Genomic DNA, 16,237 nt, shown 5'->3' on the forward strand with positions numbered 1-16,237 from the left:
CCGCCGCGGGTTCGCGATTGCCGAACCCGCCATTCGCCACGACCAAAACCGCGACTGTTGCGCAAATGCAGATTTCCTCCGCCACGGCCGCTGCTTGTATGACAATAGCGCTCCAGGGTTTACCCGAGGCAGCCATTCTTCACACCCATAGCCACTGACGCCGCCCATGTCCGCTGTATTCAACTTCACCTTCGTGCCGTGGTTCCGGTCGGTCGCGCCGTACATCCACAAGTTCCGCAACCAGACCTTCGTGGTCGGGCTCACGGGCGAGGCGATAGCCGCGGGCAAGCTGCAGTCCATCGTGCAGGACCTGGCGCTGATCCAGGCGCTGGGCGTGAAGATCGTGCTGGTGCATGGCTTTCGCCCGCAGGTCAACGAGCAGCTGCTGGCCAAGGGCCATGCGGCGCGCTATTCGCACGGCATCCGCATCACCGATTCGGTGGCGCTCGACTGCGCGCAGGAGGCTGCCGGCCAGCTGCGCTTCGAGATCGAGGCCGCGTTCAGCCAGGGCCTGCCCAACACCCCGATGGCGGGCGCCACGGTGCGGGTGATCTCGGGCAACTTCGTCACCGCGCGGCCGGTGGGCATCGTCGATGGCGTGGATTTCATGCACTCGGGCCTGGTGCGCAAGGTGGACGTGGGCGGCATCCAGCGCACGCTGGACATGGGCGCGATGGTGCTGATGTCGCCGTTCGGCTTCTCGCCCACCGGCGAGGCCTTCAACCTGACGATGGAGGAAGTGGCCACGCGCATCGCGATCGAGCTCAAGGCCGACAAGCTGCTGTTTCTCACCGAGGTGCCAGGCATCCGCATGCAGCCCCTGGCGCCCGAAGGCGAGGACAACCCGATCGACACCGAGCTGCCGCTCGACGCGGCGCAAAAACTCCTGGCCGAGCTGCCGCCCGCCACCGTGCCCACCGACGTGGGCTTTTACCTGCAGCACTGCGTCAAGGCCTGCCGCGAGGGCGTGGAGCGCTCGCACATCCTGCCATTCGCCACCGACGGCGCGCTGCTGCTGGAGGTCTATGTGCACGACGGCATCGGCACCATGGTGATCGACGAGCGGCTGGAAGAGCTGCGCGAGGCCACCTCGGATGACGTGGGTGGCATCCTGCAGCTGATCGAGCCCTTCGAAAAGGATGGCACGCTGGTCAAGCGCAGCCGCACCGAGATCGAGCGCGACGTCGCCGCCTACACCATCATCGAGCACGATGGCGTGATCTTCGGCTGCGCCGCGCTCTACCCCTACCCCGAATCCGCCACCGGCGAGATGGCCGCCGTCACCGTGTCGCCGCAAAGCCAGGGCACCGGCGATGGCGAAAAGCTGCTCAAGCGCATCGAGCAGCGCGCCCGCGCCATCGGCCTCAAGAGCATCTTCGTGCTCACCACCCGCACCATGCACTGGTTCCTCAAGCGCGGCTTCCAGCCGGTCGACCCCGAGTGGCTGCCCGAGCAGCGCAAGGCCAAGTACAACTGGAACCGCAAGAGCCAGGTGCTGGTCAAGTACCTATAGCCCCCCCTCCCGCCATGCGCGCCCTGCCCTCCACGGCCTTTCGCACCGACCAGGCCCTTGGCGAGGAACGCTTCGAGGCCTGGCGCAGCAGCATATCCGTCATCTTCGACGTGGCGCCCCTGGCCGGCGCGGGGCTCGATCGGTTCAGCGCCGCGGTCACCGGCTACCACCTGGGCAGCCTGCTGATCGCCGACCACCATTTCAGCGCACAGCAGTTCTCGCGCCCGCTCGCCCGGGTGGCGCGCGACGGGCTGGACCACTACCTCGTGCAGTGGTACCGCAGCGGCGGCTTCATCGGCAGGCACGATGGCGAGCAGGACATGCGCCTGCCCGCCGGCTGCATTGCCGTGCTGGAGCTGCAGCGCGCGGTGCACACCATCGCGCAGGACTCCGAGGTGCTCTCGCTGGTGGTGCCGCGCGCCCTGCTGCACGAGGCCCTTGGCGGCAGCGCCGTGGCAACCCGCGCCAGCCTGCACGGCACGGTGCTGCCGACGAGCACCGCACTGGGCGGGCTGCTGGCCGACCACCTGCGCTCGCTGACGGCCCGGCTGTCGGGCATTGCGGTGGCCGACGCGCCCGCTGTCGCCCATGCCACCGTGCAGATGCTGGCCGCCAGCCTGCTCCCCAGCCTGCGCAGCCTGGGCGAAGCCCAGGCCGAGCTGCGCACGGCCCTGCTGACCCGCATCCGCCGCCATATCGCGGGCAACCTGGGGGCGCCGCTGCCGCCCGAGGCGCTGGCGCGCATGTTCGGCCTGTCGCGCAGCCAGCTCTACCGCCTGTTCGAGCCGCTGGGCGGCGTGGCGCACTATGTGCAGCAGCAGCGCTTGCTGCGTGCATTCCAGACCCTGGCCAACCCCGCCGCCAGCCGGCGCCTGCGGGTGGCCGAGGTTGCCGCCCGGCTGGGCTTTGCCAGCGAGGCGCACTTCAGCCGTGCCTTCCGCAGCGCGTTCGGCCTCACGCCCAGCGAGGCCCGCGCGCAAGGCGCCGGCGGGCGCAGCGCAGGCGCCATCGCCCCGGCGCCAAGCCCCGAATATGCCGACTGGGTGCGCGGCCTGCACGCACCGCTGTCCGCACGCTGAGACGGCCAGTCAAGAAACGCCCAACGCCGGATCAAGCCGCCGCGGGTGATGCGCCCTAGCATCGGCTGACGCCTGGCCACAGCACCCGGCGCAGCCACAAGCGCCGCCGCGAACGGCGGCGCTTTCTTTCTTTTCTGCCTATCCGAAAGCTCTTATCATGACCCTTCACAGCACCCGCGCCCTGGGCCTGGCTGCCCTGCCGCTCGCGCTGGCCCTGGCGGCCTGCGGCGGCGGCGGCTCGACCAATCCCGCGGCCGCAACCGACCGCATCGAATCGTATGACCCCGGCGCGGGCAAGGCGGCGGCCACGGCCCCGGCCAGCCAGGCCGCGGTGGCGCCGCCCGCCCGCACCGTGGCGCTGGGGCCACTGGCCAAATCCACGCCGGCCACGCCCGCCGGCGCCACCAGCGCCATCGCGCTGCAGATCGGCACGGCCCGGGCGGTGGCGGACACCGCCTCGGCCGCCGCCACCGGCGCCCTGCTGCAATGGCAGGCCACGGCGCGCGGCACGCAGGCGGCCGCGCTGCGCTTCGTCGCCGACGGCGCGCATGGCGTGCGCCTGGGCGTGCAGGTGGATGCGCTGCCCACGGGCTCGGTGCTGCGCTTTTACGGCAGCACGGCGGCCGATGCGCTGCCAGTGGATGCGCAGCAGCTGCGCGACATGGCCCAGCGCAATGCCGATGCCGGCGCAGCCGCGGCCGATGCACGCACCTACTGGAGCCCGGATTTCGGCGGCGCCGAAACCACGCTCGAAATCGAGATCCCCGCCAGCGCCAGCAGCGCCGCCGTGCAGATCGCGGTGCCGCGCCTGTCGCACTTCACCCGCGCCCTGAACGAGGCCGGCAGCGAGCTCACGCCCGGCACGGGCAAGGCGGGCGAGGCCGGCAGCTGCACCGTCAACGCCAGCTGCATGCCGGACTACCTTGACCAGAGCCGCTCCGTGGCGCGCATGGTGTACGTGAAGAACGGCGAGGCCTTCCTCTGCACCGGCACCCTGCTCAACGATGCCAAGTCCTCGGGCACGCCGTACTTTCTCAGCGCCAACCATTGCATCTCCGACCAGCTCACCGCATCGAGCCTGGTCACCGACTGGTTCTACCGGGCCGCGGCCTGCGGCAGCGCCGAGGTCAACCCCGCCGCCAGGCGCCTGAGCGGCGGCGCCACGCTGCTGTACGCCGCCGAGGCCACCGACGTGGCCCTGCTCAAGCTCAACGAGGCGCCGCCCGCGGGCATCGTCTATGCAGGCTCGTACTTCGGCGCGGCACCCGCCACGGGCACCGCGCTCGCGGGCCTGCACCACCCCAGCGGCGACCTGCTCAAGTTCAGCCTGGGCAGCGCACTGGGCACCGCCAGCTGCAGCGGCAACGCCGGCTGCAGCTTGGCCGCCAATGGCAACTTCATCGGGCTGGGCTGGCAGCAGGGCATCACCGAGGGCGGCAGCAGCGGCTCCGCCGCCTTCATGCCGCTGGACGGCAAGCGCTATGTGGTCGGCCAGTTGCTGGGCGGCTCCTCCAGCTGCGAAAAACCTGCCGCCCCGGACTACTACGGCCGCTTCGACCTGGCCTACCGCAGCGCGCTGCAGAAGTGGCTCAACCCTTGAGCGCAGGCGCCGGCCTCGCACCGTGGAAACCGCCCACCAGCGGGCCGGCACTTGCATCACCGGCTATCGCCGTTTGCGTTACATTTACATACTTTCAGGCACACACCGCCATGCAGACCATGAAAAAACCGCTTGCATGCCTTGCGCTGCTGGCCGCCGCCGCCAGCGGCATGGCCGCCACCTCGCCACCGCCCTGCGCCGCCGATGCCATCGCGCAAGCCGGCAAGCTGCTGGCCTGGCACGGCGGCAGCGGCGCACAGGCCACGGTAGAGCCCCAGGCAAGACCGCTTGCGCCCATTGCCAACCCCGCCAACAAGGCGCAGAAATTCAGCGTGCTCGAAGTCGCCGGGCATATCTACAAGGCCAACTACCGCATGCGGCTGATCTATGCCGCCGTCGGCGGCCAGTGCCTGCTCATGGGGCAGGAGATCCTGGAGCTGTCCAACCTATGAAAACCATTGCAAGCATCGCCGCCGCCCTGCTGCTGGCAGGCTGCACCACGATGAGCCCGCAGGAATGCCGCACCGCCGACTGGCGCGAGCAAGGCATGCGCGATGCCCAGGAGGGCATGGCACGCGCGCACTTCGACGATATCCGCCAGGCCTGCGCCGAAGCCGGCGTGGCGCCGCGCCAGGATCTCTACTTCGACGGCTACGCGGCCGGCCTGCTGCAGTTCTGCACCCCGGCCAACGGCGCGCGCTGGGGCCGCCAGGGCCGCAGCTACGACAACACCTGCCCGCCCCAGCTGGAAGCCGCCTTTGCGGACCGCTACCGCGACGGCCGCCGCGCCTGGGATGCCGAGCAGACCCTGCAGCGCCTGCGCAGCGAGCAGCAGCGCAAGCAACGTGAACTCGACAAGTCCACCGACGACAGCCAGCGCCGCCGCCTGCGCGACGAGCTCAGCAGCCTCGACTCGCGCCTGCGCAACGCCCGCTACGACATGGACCGGGCCGAGCGCCGGCTGCAAAACCAGTAGTCCCGGCCGCATCGACCAAGGCTATCCCAGCAGCTTCACCACCGCGCGCGCCACGCTGGCCAGTGCCGCATCGCGCGCCGCGGGCTGCGCCCGGGTCTCAGTCAGGTAACTCGTGACCAGCACCGGCTTGGCGGCGATGCCATCGCCCGGCCGCCACAGCAGGCCCACGTCGTTGCGCGTGCCCGGGCCGGAGCCGGTCTTGTCACCCACCGTCCAGCCAGGCGCGCCGGCGCGCAAGGTCTTGTCACCGGTCTTGCAGGCCACAAGCCAGTCCAGCACCTGCCGGCGCGCCGCTGGCGACAGCGCACCACCCAGCGCCACCGCGCGCAGGCTGGCCAGCATGGCCTGGGGCGTGGTGGTGTCGCGCACGTCGCCGGGCCGCGATTCGCTCATCGCCGGCTCGATACGGTCCAGCCGCGTCTGCCGGTCGCCCAGGCCGCGCACAAAGCGGGTGAAGCCCGCGGGCCCGCCATGCTGCGCCAGCAGCAGGTTGGCGGCGGTGTTGTCGCTGAGCGTGACCGTGGCCTCGCACAGTTCGCGCACGCTCATGCCCTCCCGGCCCGCATGCGGCTCGGTGGCCGGCGAATAGTCCACCAGCGCCGTGCGCTCATAGTGCACACGGGCATCCAGGCTTTGCTTGCCTTGGTCCACGGCCTGCAGCACCTGCGCCGCCAGCAGGAACTTGAAGGTACTGCACATGGGAAAGCGCTCGTTGCCGCGCCACTGCCATGCCCTGCCGCTGGCGCTGTCCAGCACCGCCACGCCCAGCCGCCCGCCCACCTCGCGCTCGATGGCCTGCATGGACTGGGCAAAGCCCGCCCGCTCCCGGCTCTGCCCAGCCCAGGCCGGCGCTGCACCCACGGCCCCAACAGCAAAGAAAAACTCTCGTCGCTTCAGCATATTTGCTATCAATAAAGTAGTTGATACCACCTTAATTTAATGCGATCTATGCGTTTTTACCATCGAAGATAATCAAGGCCAGCCCCAATAAAAACTTCATGCACCTGCCACTCAATGCACTGCGCGCCTTCGACGCCGCCGCCCGCCACCTGAACCTCACCCGCGCCGCGCAGGAGCTGCATGTGACGCAGACCGCGGTCAGCCAGCACATCCGCAACCTCGAGGAGCTGCTGGGCAAGCCGCTGTTTCGCCGCCTGCCGCGTGGGCTCGCGCTGACCGACGAAGGCCAGTCGCTGCTGCCGGTGCTGAGCGAATCGTTCACGCGCATCGCCCAGGCGCTGGAGCAGTTCCACGATGCGCGGCCGCGCGAGGTGCTCAACGTGGGCGTGGTCGGCACCTTTGCCGTGGGCTGGCTGCTGCCGCGGCTGCGCGCCTTCCAGGAAGCCCATCCCTTCGTCGACCTGCGCCTGTTCACCAACAACAACCGGGTGGACATGGCCGGCGAGGGGCTGGACTGCGCGATCCGCTTTGGCGACGGCTCCTGGCATGGCACCGAGGCGCACATGCTGCTGCAGGCGCCGCTCACGCCCATGTGCGCGCCGGCCATCGCGGCGCGGCTGCACCAGGGCGGCGACCTGGCCCGCGAAGTGCTGCTGCGCTCGTACCGCTCCGACGAATGGAGCGCCTGGTTCGAGGCCGCCGGCCTGCCCTGCCCCCGGCTGCGCGGCGCGGTGTTCGACTCGTCGGTCACCATGGCCGAGGCGGCCGCGCAAGGCGCTGGCGTGGCGCTGCTGCCGGCGCGCCTGTTCGCGCGCGAGATCCTGGGCGGGCGGCTGCAGCGCCCGTTCGCGCAGGAGCTGCAGCGCGGCGCCTACTGGTTCACCCGGCTCAAGTCGCGGCCCGGCACGGCGGCGCTGCAGGCCTTTGGCGGCTGGATACGCGAGGCCTGCGCGCGCGAGCTGATCTGAATCAACCAGCCAGTCCACGCAACTACCGCCATGGCGCTATCATCCTCGCCCCATGCCTGAACAACCGTACCTCACCGCCGCGCTCTACCAGTTCATCGACCTGCCGGAATACGCCGACTGGCGCGAACCGCTGCAAGCGCTGTGCGAGCAGCACAACGTCAAGGGCCTGCTGCTGCTGGCCCACGAAGGGGTGAACGGCACCATCGCCGGCCTGCCCGAGGACGTGCAGGCGGTGCTCGATTGGCTGCGGCGCGATGCGCGCCTGGCCCGGCTGGAGCACAAGGAGGCGCGCGCCGCGTGCAACCCGTTCTACCGCATGCGGGTGCGGCTCAAGCGCGAGATCGTCACGCTGGGCGTGCCCGAACTCAACCCGGCGCGCAATGCCGGCCAGTACGTGAAGCCCGAGGACTGGAACGCGCTGATCAGCGACCCCGAGGTGGTGGTGGTGGACACGCGCAACGACTACGAGGTCGGCATCGGCAGCTTTGCGCGCGCGCTCAATCCGCACACCCAAAGCTTCGCCGAGTTTCCGCAATGGGTGGCCGAGCAATCGGCGGCCGGCGGCGCGCTGTACGGCAAGCACAAGGTGGCCATGTTCTGCACCGGCGGCATCCGCTGCGAGAAATCCACCGCCTACCTCAAGTCGCAAGGCTTCGACGAGGTCTACCACCTGCAGGGCGGCATCCTCAAGTACCTGGAAACCGTGCCGCAGGAAGACAGCCTGTGGCGGGGCGAATGCTTCGTGTTCGATGAGCGCGTGTCGGTGGGCCACGGCCTGGTGCGCGGGCCGCACCAGCTGTGCCGCTCGTGCCGCATGCCGCTGGGCGAGCCAGAGCTGCGACACCCGCACTATGTGCGCGGCGTCAGCTGCCCCTACTGCCACGGCAGCCGCACGCCCGAGCAGCTGGCGGCGCTGGCCGAGCGCCAGCGCCAGATGGACCTGGCCGGCCAGCGCGGCGCATCGCACCTGGGCAACACGCAGGCTTCTTCCCAGCAATCGCGCCGCGAGCAGCAGGCGCGGCAGCTGCACGCCCTGCAAGGCCTGCCCATTCTCTACTCCTTTCGCCGCTGCCCATACGCCATCCGCGCCCGCCTGGCGCTGGCCAGCGCCGGCATCGACTGCCAGCTGCGCGAGGTCGTGCTCAAGAGCAAGCCCCAGGCGCTGCTGGCCGCATCGCCCAAGGGCACGGTGCCGGTGCTGGTGCTCGCCGATGGCACGGTCGTGGAGCAGAGCCTGGACATCATGCTGTGGGCGCTGCGCCAAAGCGACCCCGATGGCTGGCTCGCGCCCACCGCCGGCTCGCTGGCTGCGATGCAGGCGCTGATCGCGCGCAACGACGGTGAATTCAAGCAGGCGCTGGACCGCTGCAAATACCCCGAGCGCCACCCCGGCGCCGACCCGGGCCAGGCACGGGCCGCGGCCCACGGCTTTCTGGCGGCGCTGAACGAGCAGCTGGCTGCCACCGGCTACCTGTTCGGCAAGGACCCGAGCCTGGCCGACATGGCCATCCGCCCCTTCGTGCGCCAGTTCGCCGCCATCGACGCGGCCGCCTGGCAAGCCCAGCCCTGGCCCCACCTGCAGGCCTGGCTCACGCGGCTGACCGATTCGGCGCTGTTCGGACAGGTGATGGCCAAGTACCCCGCCTGGCACGAGGACGAGGCCGGCGTGCTGTTTCCGCCGTCCATGTAAGCGCAGGCCACCGCACCCGGTGGCCTGCTGGCATCAGGCGATAGCCGGCGCGCCCTGCGGCGTCAGCACCTGCCGGCCCACGGCCTTGCCCTGCTCCAGGTCGAGCAGCGCGGTGAAGGCCTTGCTGAAATGCAGGCAGGTGGTGGGCACCTGCGGCATCTTCTGGTCATTGACCAGTTGCATCAGCTCCTGCAGCTCGCGCAGATTGCCCACGTAGGTGCCCTGATAGGTGATGGCGCGCAGCGCCTGCGACGGCGTGGGCAGGTCCACATGGCCGCCGAACAGGCCGATCTGCACCAGGTGCCCGCCCTTGGTCAGCAGATCGATGCCCTGCTGCACCGTCTGGCTGGAGCCCACGCAGTCGAGCACCATCCACACCGCGCCACCGGCCGCCGCCTTGACCTCGGCCGCGAAGCCCTCGGCCCTGGGGTCGAAGACCGCGTCGGCGCCAGCCTGGAGCGCGGCCGCGTGCTTGGCCCGGTCCGGCTCCACCACGATCACGCCGGCGCCGCCCAGGGCCTTGGCGATCAGTATGGCCATCAGCCCCAGGCCACCAGCGCCGAACAGCACCACCTTCTCGTCGCGGAAGACGGCGGCGTTGAATTTCCTGAGGGCGCTGTAGGTCGTCAAGCCCGAACAGGCATAGGGCGCGGCGCGCTCGGGCGGCATGCTGCCGATGTCGATCAAATAGCGCGAGCCCGAGACCAGCACATGGTCGGCATAGCCGCCGGGCTGGTACACGCCCATGGACTTGCCCGCCAGGCACAGGTTCTCGTCGCCGCGCAGGCACACCTTGCACTGGCCGCAGCCATGCCAGGGGAAGACCACGTACTTGCGGCCCACCTGCACGCCCTTGGCGTCGGGGCCGGCAGCCACGACCTCGCCGGCAATCTCGTGCCCCATGGTCAGCGGCAGCTTCAGGCCGCGGTCGGCCATCTTCAGCGACTTGCCGTTGCCCAGGTCGTACGAGCCGTGCCAGATATGCAGGTCCGAATGGCACACGCCCGCCGCATCGATGCGCAGCAGCACCTCGTCGCCCTGCGGCTGCGGCGTGGGGCGCTCGGCGCGCACCAGGGGTTGGCCAAATTCCTGTACCTCGTAGCTGATCATCTTGCCTCCTCGTAAAAAAATGCATGCTAGACCGCCCCTGCGGGCGGCAAAGTCACCTGCGGGATAGTGCGCCCCAGCCACCTCCCACCTCATAGCGGGCCGCTGCGCAGCAGTTCCTTGAGCGTGCGTATCCCCAGCCGGCGAAACGCACGGTACTGGTGGGTGCGCACGGTGCTCAGCTCCACGCCCAGGGCCTGGGCGGTCTCCTTGGCCGAGCGGCCTTCGCGCAGGCAGGAGACGACCTCGCGCTCGCGCCGGCTCAGCGCCAGAATGCGGCTGCTCAGCTCGGGCTCGATGGTAGCGCCAATGGCCTGGGCGATGCGGCCGTGCGCGGCCGTGGCCTGCGCGAGCACGCCCGCATGCCCGGCAAGCAGCGCGAAGTCCTGCGCGCCGAACTCCGGCTGCGCCAGGCTGCGGTAAAAGCTCACCGCGGCGCGCTGCCCGCTCGGCAGCAGCATCAGCACCGAGGCCCGCTCGCGGATGCCCACGTCGCTGTAGCAGGCCGCGCGGTAGGCGCCGTCGGCCAGCTCGTCGCCCCGGTGGTGGCCGAGCCAGACCTGGATGCTGGCCGGGCGCTTGCGCGCGGCCAGCCAGGCCATGTGGGGATCGACCCGGTCGAAACGCAGCTCGATGTAGCGCGCCGCGGTGTGCTCCGCGGCCTGCCCGTAGCTGCTGGCGGCCGAGACGATCTCCAGCCGGCCGCTGGAGCCCACCGCGAAGACGGTGCAAAAGGTCAGCGGCAGCGCGGCCTGCAGGGATTCCAGGTAATGCGCCGCCAGCCGCGGCGTGCCGATGCCCGCCAGGATTCCGCACACCGCCGCCTGGGGCAGCGGCTGCGCAGAAGGCCGGACACGCCATCGCTGCATCAAGAAACTCCCTCGAATCCGGGTAAACACTTCCTATGAAGTTACGACATTCGCGGCCCGCGCGCATCCGGATAATCCAGCGCATCCACCATAGACCGAGACCTGTATGACGAATGCGAGCAGCCACCGCGCCAGCAATCTGCCGCCCCCCGTGGGCGCGTTCAGCTACACCCTGCACGAACCCCGGCTGCCGGAGCTGGCCCACGGTGCCGAGGAAGCCCGGCGCCACCGGGTGGCGATCGCCGGCGGCGGCCCCGTGGGCATGGCGCTGGCGCTGGGCCTGGCCAACCACGGCGTGCCCAGCGTGGTGCTGGAGGCCGACGACACCGTCTGCGTCGGCAGCCGCGCGATCTGCATCTCGCGCCGCAGCCTGGAGATCGTCGAGCGCCTGGGCGCGCTGCCCGCCTTCCTGGCCAAGGGCCTGCCCTGGCGCCAGGGCCGCAGCTTCTACAAGACGGCCGAAGTGTTCCGCTTCGAGATGCCGCACGGCGCGGAGCAAAAGCTCCCGCCGATGGTCAATCTGGAGCAGTACTACATCGAGCAGTTCCTGCTTGACGAGATCGAGCGCCGCAATGCGCGCCAGCCGGGCCTGATCGATATCCGCTGGGGCACCGAGCTGGTGGCCCTGGCGCAGGATGCCGGCGGCGTCGAGCTGCAGGCGCGCAACGCGCTGGGCAGCTATACGCTGCATGCGGACTGGCTGGCCGCCTGCGACGGCGGCCAGAGCTTCGTGCGCAAGTCGCTGGGCCTGGCGCTCGAAGGCGCCGCGTACGAAGGCCGCTACGTCATCATCGACATCGAGCTGCCGGGCCAGCCCGCCGACGGGCGCCTGGCCTGGTTCGATCCGCCGTGGAACCCGGGCTCCACCGTGCTGATGCATCCCCAGCCGGACGACATCTGGCGCATCGACTACCAGCTGCGCCCGGGCCAGAGCAGCGAGGACGCGCTCACCCCCGAGGCGGTGCGCGAGTTCGTGCAGCGCCACCTCGATGCCATCGGCGCGGGCCACCGCAGCTGGAAGCCGGTGTGGACCTCGGTCTACCGCGCCGGCGCCATGACGCTGCGCGACTACCGGCACGGCCGCATCCTGTTCGCCGGCAACGCCGCCCATGCCATGCCCATCTTCGGCGTGCGCGGCCTGAACTCCGGCTTCGACGATGCCGACAACCTGGCCTGGAAGCTGGCCGCCGTGGCCCAGGGGTCATCGGACGCAGCGCTGCTCGACTCATATTCCAGCGAGCGCATCGCGGCCTTCCACACCAATGCCGAAAACGCGATGCGCAGCACCGAGTTCATGTCGCCCCCCTCGCGCGGCTTCGAGCTGCTGCGCGAGGCTGCCCTGTCGCTGGCCGAGCGCCACCCGGGCATCGCGCAACTCGTCAACCCGCGGCAGACCGAGGCCGTGCGCTACCCGGATTCCGCGCTGTCCAGCCCCAGCGACATGCTGGCGGCCGGCCCGCTGCCAGGCGATGCCATGGCCGATCAGCCATTGCGCCAGGGCCATCTCAGCGACTGGATCGGCCCCGGCTTCACGCTGCTGGCGCTGGGCGCCGCCGGCTTGCCTCCATGCCCGCCCGAATCCCTGCCCGCCGCGCTGCGCGTGGTGCGTGTGGCGGGCATTGGCGCGGCCGCGGGCAGCGACGCCGAAGCCAGCGCCGAAGTGCTGCGGGCGCTGGGAGCCGACGGCGGCGGCGCGGTCTACCTGCTGCGCCCCGACGGCCATGTGGCCGCGCGCTGGCGCGCGCCCTCGGCCACCCAAATCGCCGACGCCCTGCGCCGCGCCTCGGCACAACTCCAGACCCAGCAAGGATGAACGCATGACTACGCCCACCCTTTCCCCCGAAGCGCGCGACCGCCTGTACGCCGCCTGCGCCCATGCCATCAGCGCCGCCGGCAGCGAGCGCGAAGCGCTTTTTCTGGCCCGGCTCGCGCTGCTGCTGTTCGAGCAGGTCGGCGACGAAGCCCGCTGCCGCCAGGCACTGGAGCACGCGCTGCGCGAGCTGCCGGTACCATCGCTATCCGCAACACCATGATCAGGAGACATCCAACATGCAACGACGCCATCTACTGAAGGCCACGGCCGGCACGGCCGCGCTGGCCGCCACCGCCTGGGCCCGCGCGCAAGACTATCCCTCGCAGCCCATCCGCTGGGTCGTGCCCTACCCGGCAGGCGGCGGCACCGATACCATCGCCCGCACGCTGGCCGATGCCATGCACACGCCGCTGGGGCAGGCGCTGGTCATCGACAACCGCCCCGGCGCGGCCACCAATATCGGCGCCGACCTGGTGGCCAAGAGCCGACCCAACGGCTACACCATCATGTCGGCCGACAACGCGCTGCTGGCCTTCAACGAACACCTGTTCGGCAAACTGCCGTTCAACCCCGAGAAGGATTTCAGCTTTATCGGCGCCATCGGCAAGTTTCCGCTCGCGCTGGTGGTCCACCCCGGCTTTGCGGCCCGCAATTTCAAGGAGTTCCTGGCCCATGTGAAGGCCAACCCCGGCAAGGTGAACTACGCCTCGCCCGGCAATGGCTCGCCGCACCACCTGGCGATGGAGCTGTTCAAGAACCGCACCGGCGCCGACCTGGTCCATGTGCCCTACAAGGGCGCGGCGCCGGCGATGGCCGACGTGATGGGCGGGCAGGTGCCCTGCATGTTCCTCGACCTGGCCTCGGGCCTGCAGATCATGCAGGGCAACAAGGTGCGCGTGCTGGCCATAGGCTCCAACACCCGCAGCAAACTGCTGCCCGAGGTGCCCACGCTCAGCGAGATGGGGGTCAAGGACGCGGAGGTCTTTGCCTTTCAGGGCCTGGTCGGCCCCGCCGGCCTGCCGCCGGCGGTGGTGCAGCGCCTGAACCGCGAATTGAACGCCTCTTTCTCCGCCCCGGCCGTGGTCAAGCGCTTCGCCGATATCGGCATGGAGGCGATGCCGGGCACGCCCGAGCAGTTCCAGCAACTGGCGCGCGCCGAATCCCGGCGCTGGAAGCCGGTGATCCAGGCGGCCGGGGTCAAGCTGGATTGAGCCTGGCCATCTAAAAAGTGAGCTGCCAGCGCTTGTCTGCAATAGTTTTCAATATCTTTTGTATCTGAAAACAATACACAGCAAGCGCTGGCAGCTCTTGTTTTAGACGACGCACAGCGGGCTCAGCCGCGCTTGATGCCCTGCAGCTTGGCGAACGCCGAGGCCATCGCGCCTTGCGGCGCGGGTTGCTGCTGGCCGCGGCCATTGCCGTAGCCGCCGCGCCCGGCCCGCGCGGGCTCGAAGCGGTTGTCGCGCGGCCCGTCGCGGCGCGCCGGCGCTGCATCCAGCTTCATGGTCAGGCTGATGCGGTTGCGCGCCACATCCACCTCCAGCACCTTGACCTTGACGATCTGGCCGGTCTTGACCACCTCGCGCGCGTCCTCGACGAACTTGTGGCTCATCTGGCTCACGTGCACCAGCCCGTCCTGGTGCACGCCCAGGTCCACGAAGGCGCCGAACTGGGCCACGTTGCTGACCGTGCCCTCCAGCGTCATGCCTTCCTTGAGGTCCTTGATGTCTTCCACGCCGTCGTTGAAGCGCGCCACGACGAAGTCGGGGCGCGGATCGCGGCCGGGCTTTTCCAGCTCGCCCAGGATGTCCTTGATGGTCACGGCGCCGAACTTGTCGTCGGCAAACTGCTCGGGCTTGAGCGATTTCAGCACTTCGCCACGCCCCATGATCTGGTCGATCGGCTTGCCGGTCTTGACGATGATCTGCTCCACCACCGGATAGGTTTCGGGGTGCACGCCCGTCATGTCCAGCGGGTTGTCGCCGCCGCGGATGCGCAAAAAGCCCGCCGCCTGCTCGAAGGTCTTGGCGCCCAGGCCGGCCACCTCCATCAGCTGCTTGCGGCTCTTGAAGGAGCCGTTGGCATCGCGCCAGCGCACCACCGACTTGGCCACCGAGCCCGACAGGCCCGAGACGCGCGACAGCAGCGGCGCCGAGGCCGTGTTCAGGTCCACGCCCACGGAGTTCACGCAGTCCTCGACCACGGCGTCGAGCTGGCGCGCCAGCTCGCTCTGGTTCACGTCGTGCTGGTACTGGCCCACGCCGATGCTCTTGGGGTCGATCTTGACCAGCTCGGCCAGCGGGTCCTGCAGGCGGCGCGCAATGCTGGCGGCGCCGCGCAGGCTCACGTCCACATCGGGCATTTCCTGCGAGGCGAATTCGCTGGCGGAATAGACCGAGGCGCCGGCCTCGCTGACCACGACCTTCTCGATCTGGCGCTCGGCCTTGCCGGCGATCTTGATCAGGTCGGCCGCCAGCTTGTCGGTCTCGCGGCTGGCCGTGCCGTTGCCGATGGCGATCAGGTTGATGCCGTGCTTATCCACCAGCTTGGCCAGCACCGCCAGCGATCCATCCCAATCGCGGCGCGGCTCGTGCGGGTAGATGGTGGTGGTGTCCACCAGCTTGCCGGTGCTGTCCACCACGGCCACCTTGACGCCCGTGCGGATGCCCGGGTCCAGCCCGATCACGGCGCGCTGGCCCGCGGGCGCGGCCAGCAGCAGGTCGCGCAGGTTGTCGCCAAAGACCTTGATGGCCACCTTCTCGGCATCCTCGCGCAGGCGCGAGAACAGGTCGCGCTCGGTGGACAGGCTGAGCTTGACGCGCCAGGTCCAGGCCACGCACTTGCGGATCAAATCATCGCTGGCGCGCCTGGCATGGCTCCAGCCCAGGTGCAGGGCGATCTTGCCTTCGGCCAGGCTGGGCTGGCCGGGCTCGGGCTGAGAACCTGGACTCGCCTGCAGCTCGGGCTGCACCAGCTTGGCTTCGAGGATCTCCAGCGCGCGGCCGCGGAACACCGCCAGCGCGCGATGCGAGGGCACGCGGCCAATCGGCTCGTCGTAGTCGAAATAGTCGCGGAACTTGGCGACCTCGGGGTCGTTCTCGTTCTTGGCTTCGACCTTCTTGGACTTGAGCAGGCCCTCTTCCCACAGCCATTCGCGCAGCTTCTGCACCAGGGCCGGGTCTTCGGCCCAGCGCTCGGAGAGGATGTCGCGCACGCCGTCGAGCACCGCGAAGGTGGTCGAGAAATCGGGGCCGGGCTTGCCGTCGTCCAGCGTGGTGGCGGGCTTGCAAAAGGCCTCGGCCTCCTGGTGCGGATCGAGCGTGGGGTCGGCAAACAGCTTGTCGGCCAGCGGCTCGATGCCGAACTCCTTGGCGATCTGGCCCTTGGTGCGGCGCTTTTGCTTGAACGGCAGATAGATGTCTTCCAGCTCCTGCTTGGTCGGCGCATGGGCGATCGCCAGGCGCAGCGCGTCGGTCAGCTTGCCCTGCTCGTCGATGGCCTTGAGCACCGTGCCCCGGCGCTCTTCCAGCTCGCGCAGATAGGTCAGGCGCTCGTCCAGCGTGCGCAGCTGCGTGTCGTCGAGGCCGCCGGTCACCTCCTTGCGGTAGCGGGCAATGAAAGGCACCGTGGCGCCACCGTCCAGCAACTCGACCGCCGCGCCCACCTGGCGTTCGGCCACTTTCAACTCGGCCGCGATCTGGGCAATGATTTTCTGCATTCCT

14 protein-coding genes and 1 pseudogene are annotated in these 16,237 nt (G+C 69.6%); 11 read left to right on the top strand and 4 right to left on the bottom strand.

Annotated elements, in window-relative coordinates; translation table 11 throughout:
• Window positions 1-166: 166 nt before the first annotated feature.
• The 5 genes from argA (at window position 167) to ACODRX_RS02640 (ending at window position 5,168) form a co-directional block, all read left to right on the top strand.
• Complete coding sequence (argA, locus tag ACODRX_RS02620; protein ID WP_488869478.1) at window positions 167-1,513, top strand: amino-acid N-acetyltransferase; 1,347 nt, start codon at window positions 167-169, stop codon at window positions 1,511-1,513.
• A gap of 14 nt (window positions 1,514-1,527) precedes the next feature.
• Complete coding sequence (locus ACODRX_RS02625) at window positions 1,528-2,592, top strand: helix-turn-helix domain-containing protein (RefSeq protein ID WP_488869479.1); 1,065 nt, start codon at window positions 1,528-1,530, stop codon at window positions 2,590-2,592.
• Between the two features lie 157 nt (window positions 2,593-2,749).
• Complete coding sequence (locus ACODRX_RS02630; protein WP_488869480.1) at window positions 2,750-4,192, top strand: trypsin-like serine peptidase; 1,443 nt, start codon at window positions 2,750-2,752, stop codon at window positions 4,190-4,192.
• A 119-nt stretch (window positions 4,193-4,311) separates the two neighbouring features.
• Window positions 4,312-4,644, top strand: coding sequence for a hypothetical protein (locus tag ACODRX_RS02635; protein ID WP_488869481.1), 333 nt, complete (start codon window positions 4,312-4,314; stop codon window positions 4,642-4,644).
• Window positions 4,641-5,168 (top strand): DUF2799 domain-containing protein, encoded by a 528-nt coding sequence (locus ACODRX_RS02640; RefSeq protein WP_488869482.1) that lies wholly within the window; start codon window positions 4,641-4,643, stop codon window positions 5,166-5,168. The genes ACODRX_RS02635 and ACODRX_RS02640 overlap by 4 nt, the downstream gene beginning before the upstream one ends.
• Window positions 5,169-5,189: 21 nt before the next feature.
• Here ACODRX_RS02640 and bla read toward each other — a convergent pair whose 3' ends face one another.
• Window positions 5,190-6,065, bottom strand: a complete 876-nt coding sequence (gene bla, locus ACODRX_RS02645; RefSeq protein ID WP_488869509.1) for a class A beta-lactamase — start codon at window positions 6,063-6,065, stop codon at window positions 5,190-5,192.
• A 101-nt stretch (window positions 6,066-6,166) separates the two neighbouring features.
• Between bla and ACODRX_RS02650 the strand changes: the two genes are divergently transcribed.
• The 3 genes and pseudogenes from ACODRX_RS02650 (at window position 6,167) to ACODRX_RS02660 (ending at window position 8,726) form a co-directional block, all read left to right on the top strand.
• Window positions 6,167-7,036 (top strand): LysR family transcriptional regulator, encoded by an 870-nt coding sequence (locus ACODRX_RS02650; RefSeq protein WP_488869483.1) that lies wholly within the window; start codon window positions 6,167-6,169, stop codon window positions 7,034-7,036.
• Window positions 7,037-7,088: 52 nt separating this feature from the next.
• Window positions 7,089-7,748, top strand: a pseudogene (gene trhO / locus ACODRX_RS02655) (oxygen-dependent tRNA uridine(34) hydroxylase TrhO); the annotation flags it as partial.
• 321 nt (window positions 7,749-8,069) lie between these two features.
• A complete protein-coding gene (locus ACODRX_RS02660; RefSeq protein ID WP_488869510.1) occupies window positions 8,070-8,726 on the top strand; it encodes a glutathione S-transferase in 657 nt (218 codons plus the stop codon).
• 33 nt (window positions 8,727-8,759) lie between these two features.
• Here the strand turns inward: ACODRX_RS02660 and ACODRX_RS02665 are convergent, their stop codons facing one another.
• Window positions 8,760-9,836, bottom strand: a complete 1,077-nt coding sequence (locus ACODRX_RS02665) for an alcohol dehydrogenase (RefSeq protein WP_488869484.1) — start codon at window positions 9,834-9,836, stop codon at window positions 8,760-8,762.
• An 89-nt stretch (window positions 9,837-9,925) separates the two neighbouring features.
• Window positions 9,926-10,702, bottom strand: coding sequence for a helix-turn-helix transcriptional regulator (locus tag ACODRX_RS02670; RefSeq protein WP_488869485.1), 777 nt, complete (start codon window positions 10,700-10,702; stop codon window positions 9,926-9,928).
• Between the two features lie 106 nt (window positions 10,703-10,808).
• On the opposite strand from ACODRX_RS02670, the gene ACODRX_RS02675 reads away from it, so the two are divergent.
• Genes ACODRX_RS02675 through ACODRX_RS02685 form a run of 3 tightly spaced genes read left to right on the top strand, consistent with a single transcriptional unit; the run spans window position 10,809 to window position 13,726 of the window.
• Window positions 10,809-12,515, top strand: a complete 1,707-nt coding sequence (locus tag ACODRX_RS02675) for an FAD-dependent monooxygenase (protein WP_488869486.1) — start codon at window positions 10,809-10,811, stop codon at window positions 12,513-12,515.
• Window positions 12,516-12,519: 4 nt separating this feature from the next.
• Window positions 12,520-12,735, top strand: coding sequence for a hypothetical protein (locus ACODRX_RS02680; protein ID WP_488869487.1), 216 nt, complete (start codon window positions 12,520-12,522; stop codon window positions 12,733-12,735).
• Between the two features lie 16 nt (window positions 12,736-12,751).
• On the top strand, window positions 12,752-13,726 hold the full coding sequence (locus ACODRX_RS02685; RefSeq protein ID WP_488869488.1) for a Bug family tripartite tricarboxylate transporter substrate binding protein: 975 nt from the start codon (window positions 12,752-12,754) through the stop codon (window positions 13,724-13,726).
• 122 nt (window positions 13,727-13,848) lie between these two features.
• Here the strand turns inward: ACODRX_RS02685 and ACODRX_RS02690 are convergent, their stop codons facing one another.
• Window positions 13,849-16,233: a Tex family protein gene (locus ACODRX_RS02690; protein WP_488869489.1), complete on the bottom strand. Its 2,385-nt coding sequence runs from the start codon at window positions 16,231-16,233 to the stop codon at window positions 13,849-13,851.
• Between the last annotated feature and the right edge of the window lie 4 nt (window positions 16,234-16,237).

It is taken from the genome of Comamonas sp. FG99, from assembly GCF_057808605.1.

What these genes read in the sequence shown, in the direction of transcription:
- ACODRX_RS02675 (WP_488869486.1), top strand. Translation starts at nt 10,809, where the DNA reads ATGACGAATGCGAGCAGCCACCGCGCCAGCAATCTGCCGCCCCCCGTG.
- ACODRX_RS02665 (WP_488869484.1), bottom strand. Translation starts at nt 9,836, where the DNA reads ATGATCAGCTACGAGGTACAGGAATTTGGCCAACCCCTGGTGCGCGCC.
- ACODRX_RS02630 (WP_488869480.1), top strand. Translation starts at nt 2,750, where the DNA reads ATGACCCTTCACAGCACCCGCGCCCTGGGCCTGGCTGCCCTGCCGCTC.
- ACODRX_RS02650 (WP_488869483.1), top strand. Translation starts at nt 6,167, where the DNA reads ATGCACCTGCCACTCAATGCACTGCGCGCCTTCGACGCCGCCGCCCGC.
- argA (WP_488869478.1), top strand. Translation starts at nt 167, where the DNA reads ATGTCCGCTGTATTCAACTTCACCTTCGTGCCGTGGTTCCGGTCGGTC.
- ACODRX_RS02625 (WP_488869479.1), top strand. Translation starts at nt 1,528, where the DNA reads ATGCGCGCCCTGCCCTCCACGGCCTTTCGCACCGACCAGGCCCTTGGC.
- ACODRX_RS02680 (WP_488869487.1), top strand. Translation starts at nt 12,520, where the DNA reads ATGACTACGCCCACCCTTTCCCCCGAAGCGCGCGACCGCCTGTACGCC.
- ACODRX_RS02670 (WP_488869485.1), bottom strand. Translation starts at nt 10,702, where the DNA reads ATGCAGCGATGGCGTGTCCGGCCTTCTGCGCAGCCGCTGCCCCAGGCG.
- ACODRX_RS02635 (WP_488869481.1), top strand. Translation starts at nt 4,312, where the DNA reads ATGAAAAAACCGCTTGCATGCCTTGCGCTGCTGGCCGCCGCCGCCAGC.
- ACODRX_RS02640 (WP_488869482.1), top strand. Translation starts at nt 4,641, where the DNA reads ATGAAAACCATTGCAAGCATCGCCGCCGCCCTGCTGCTGGCAGGCTGC.
- ACODRX_RS02690 (WP_488869489.1), bottom strand. Translation starts at nt 16,233, where the DNA reads ATGCAGAAAATCATTGCCCAGATCGCGGCCGAGTTGAAAGTGGCCGAA.
- ACODRX_RS02685 (WP_488869488.1), top strand. Translation starts at nt 12,752, where the DNA reads ATGCAACGACGCCATCTACTGAAGGCCACGGCCGGCACGGCCGCGCTG.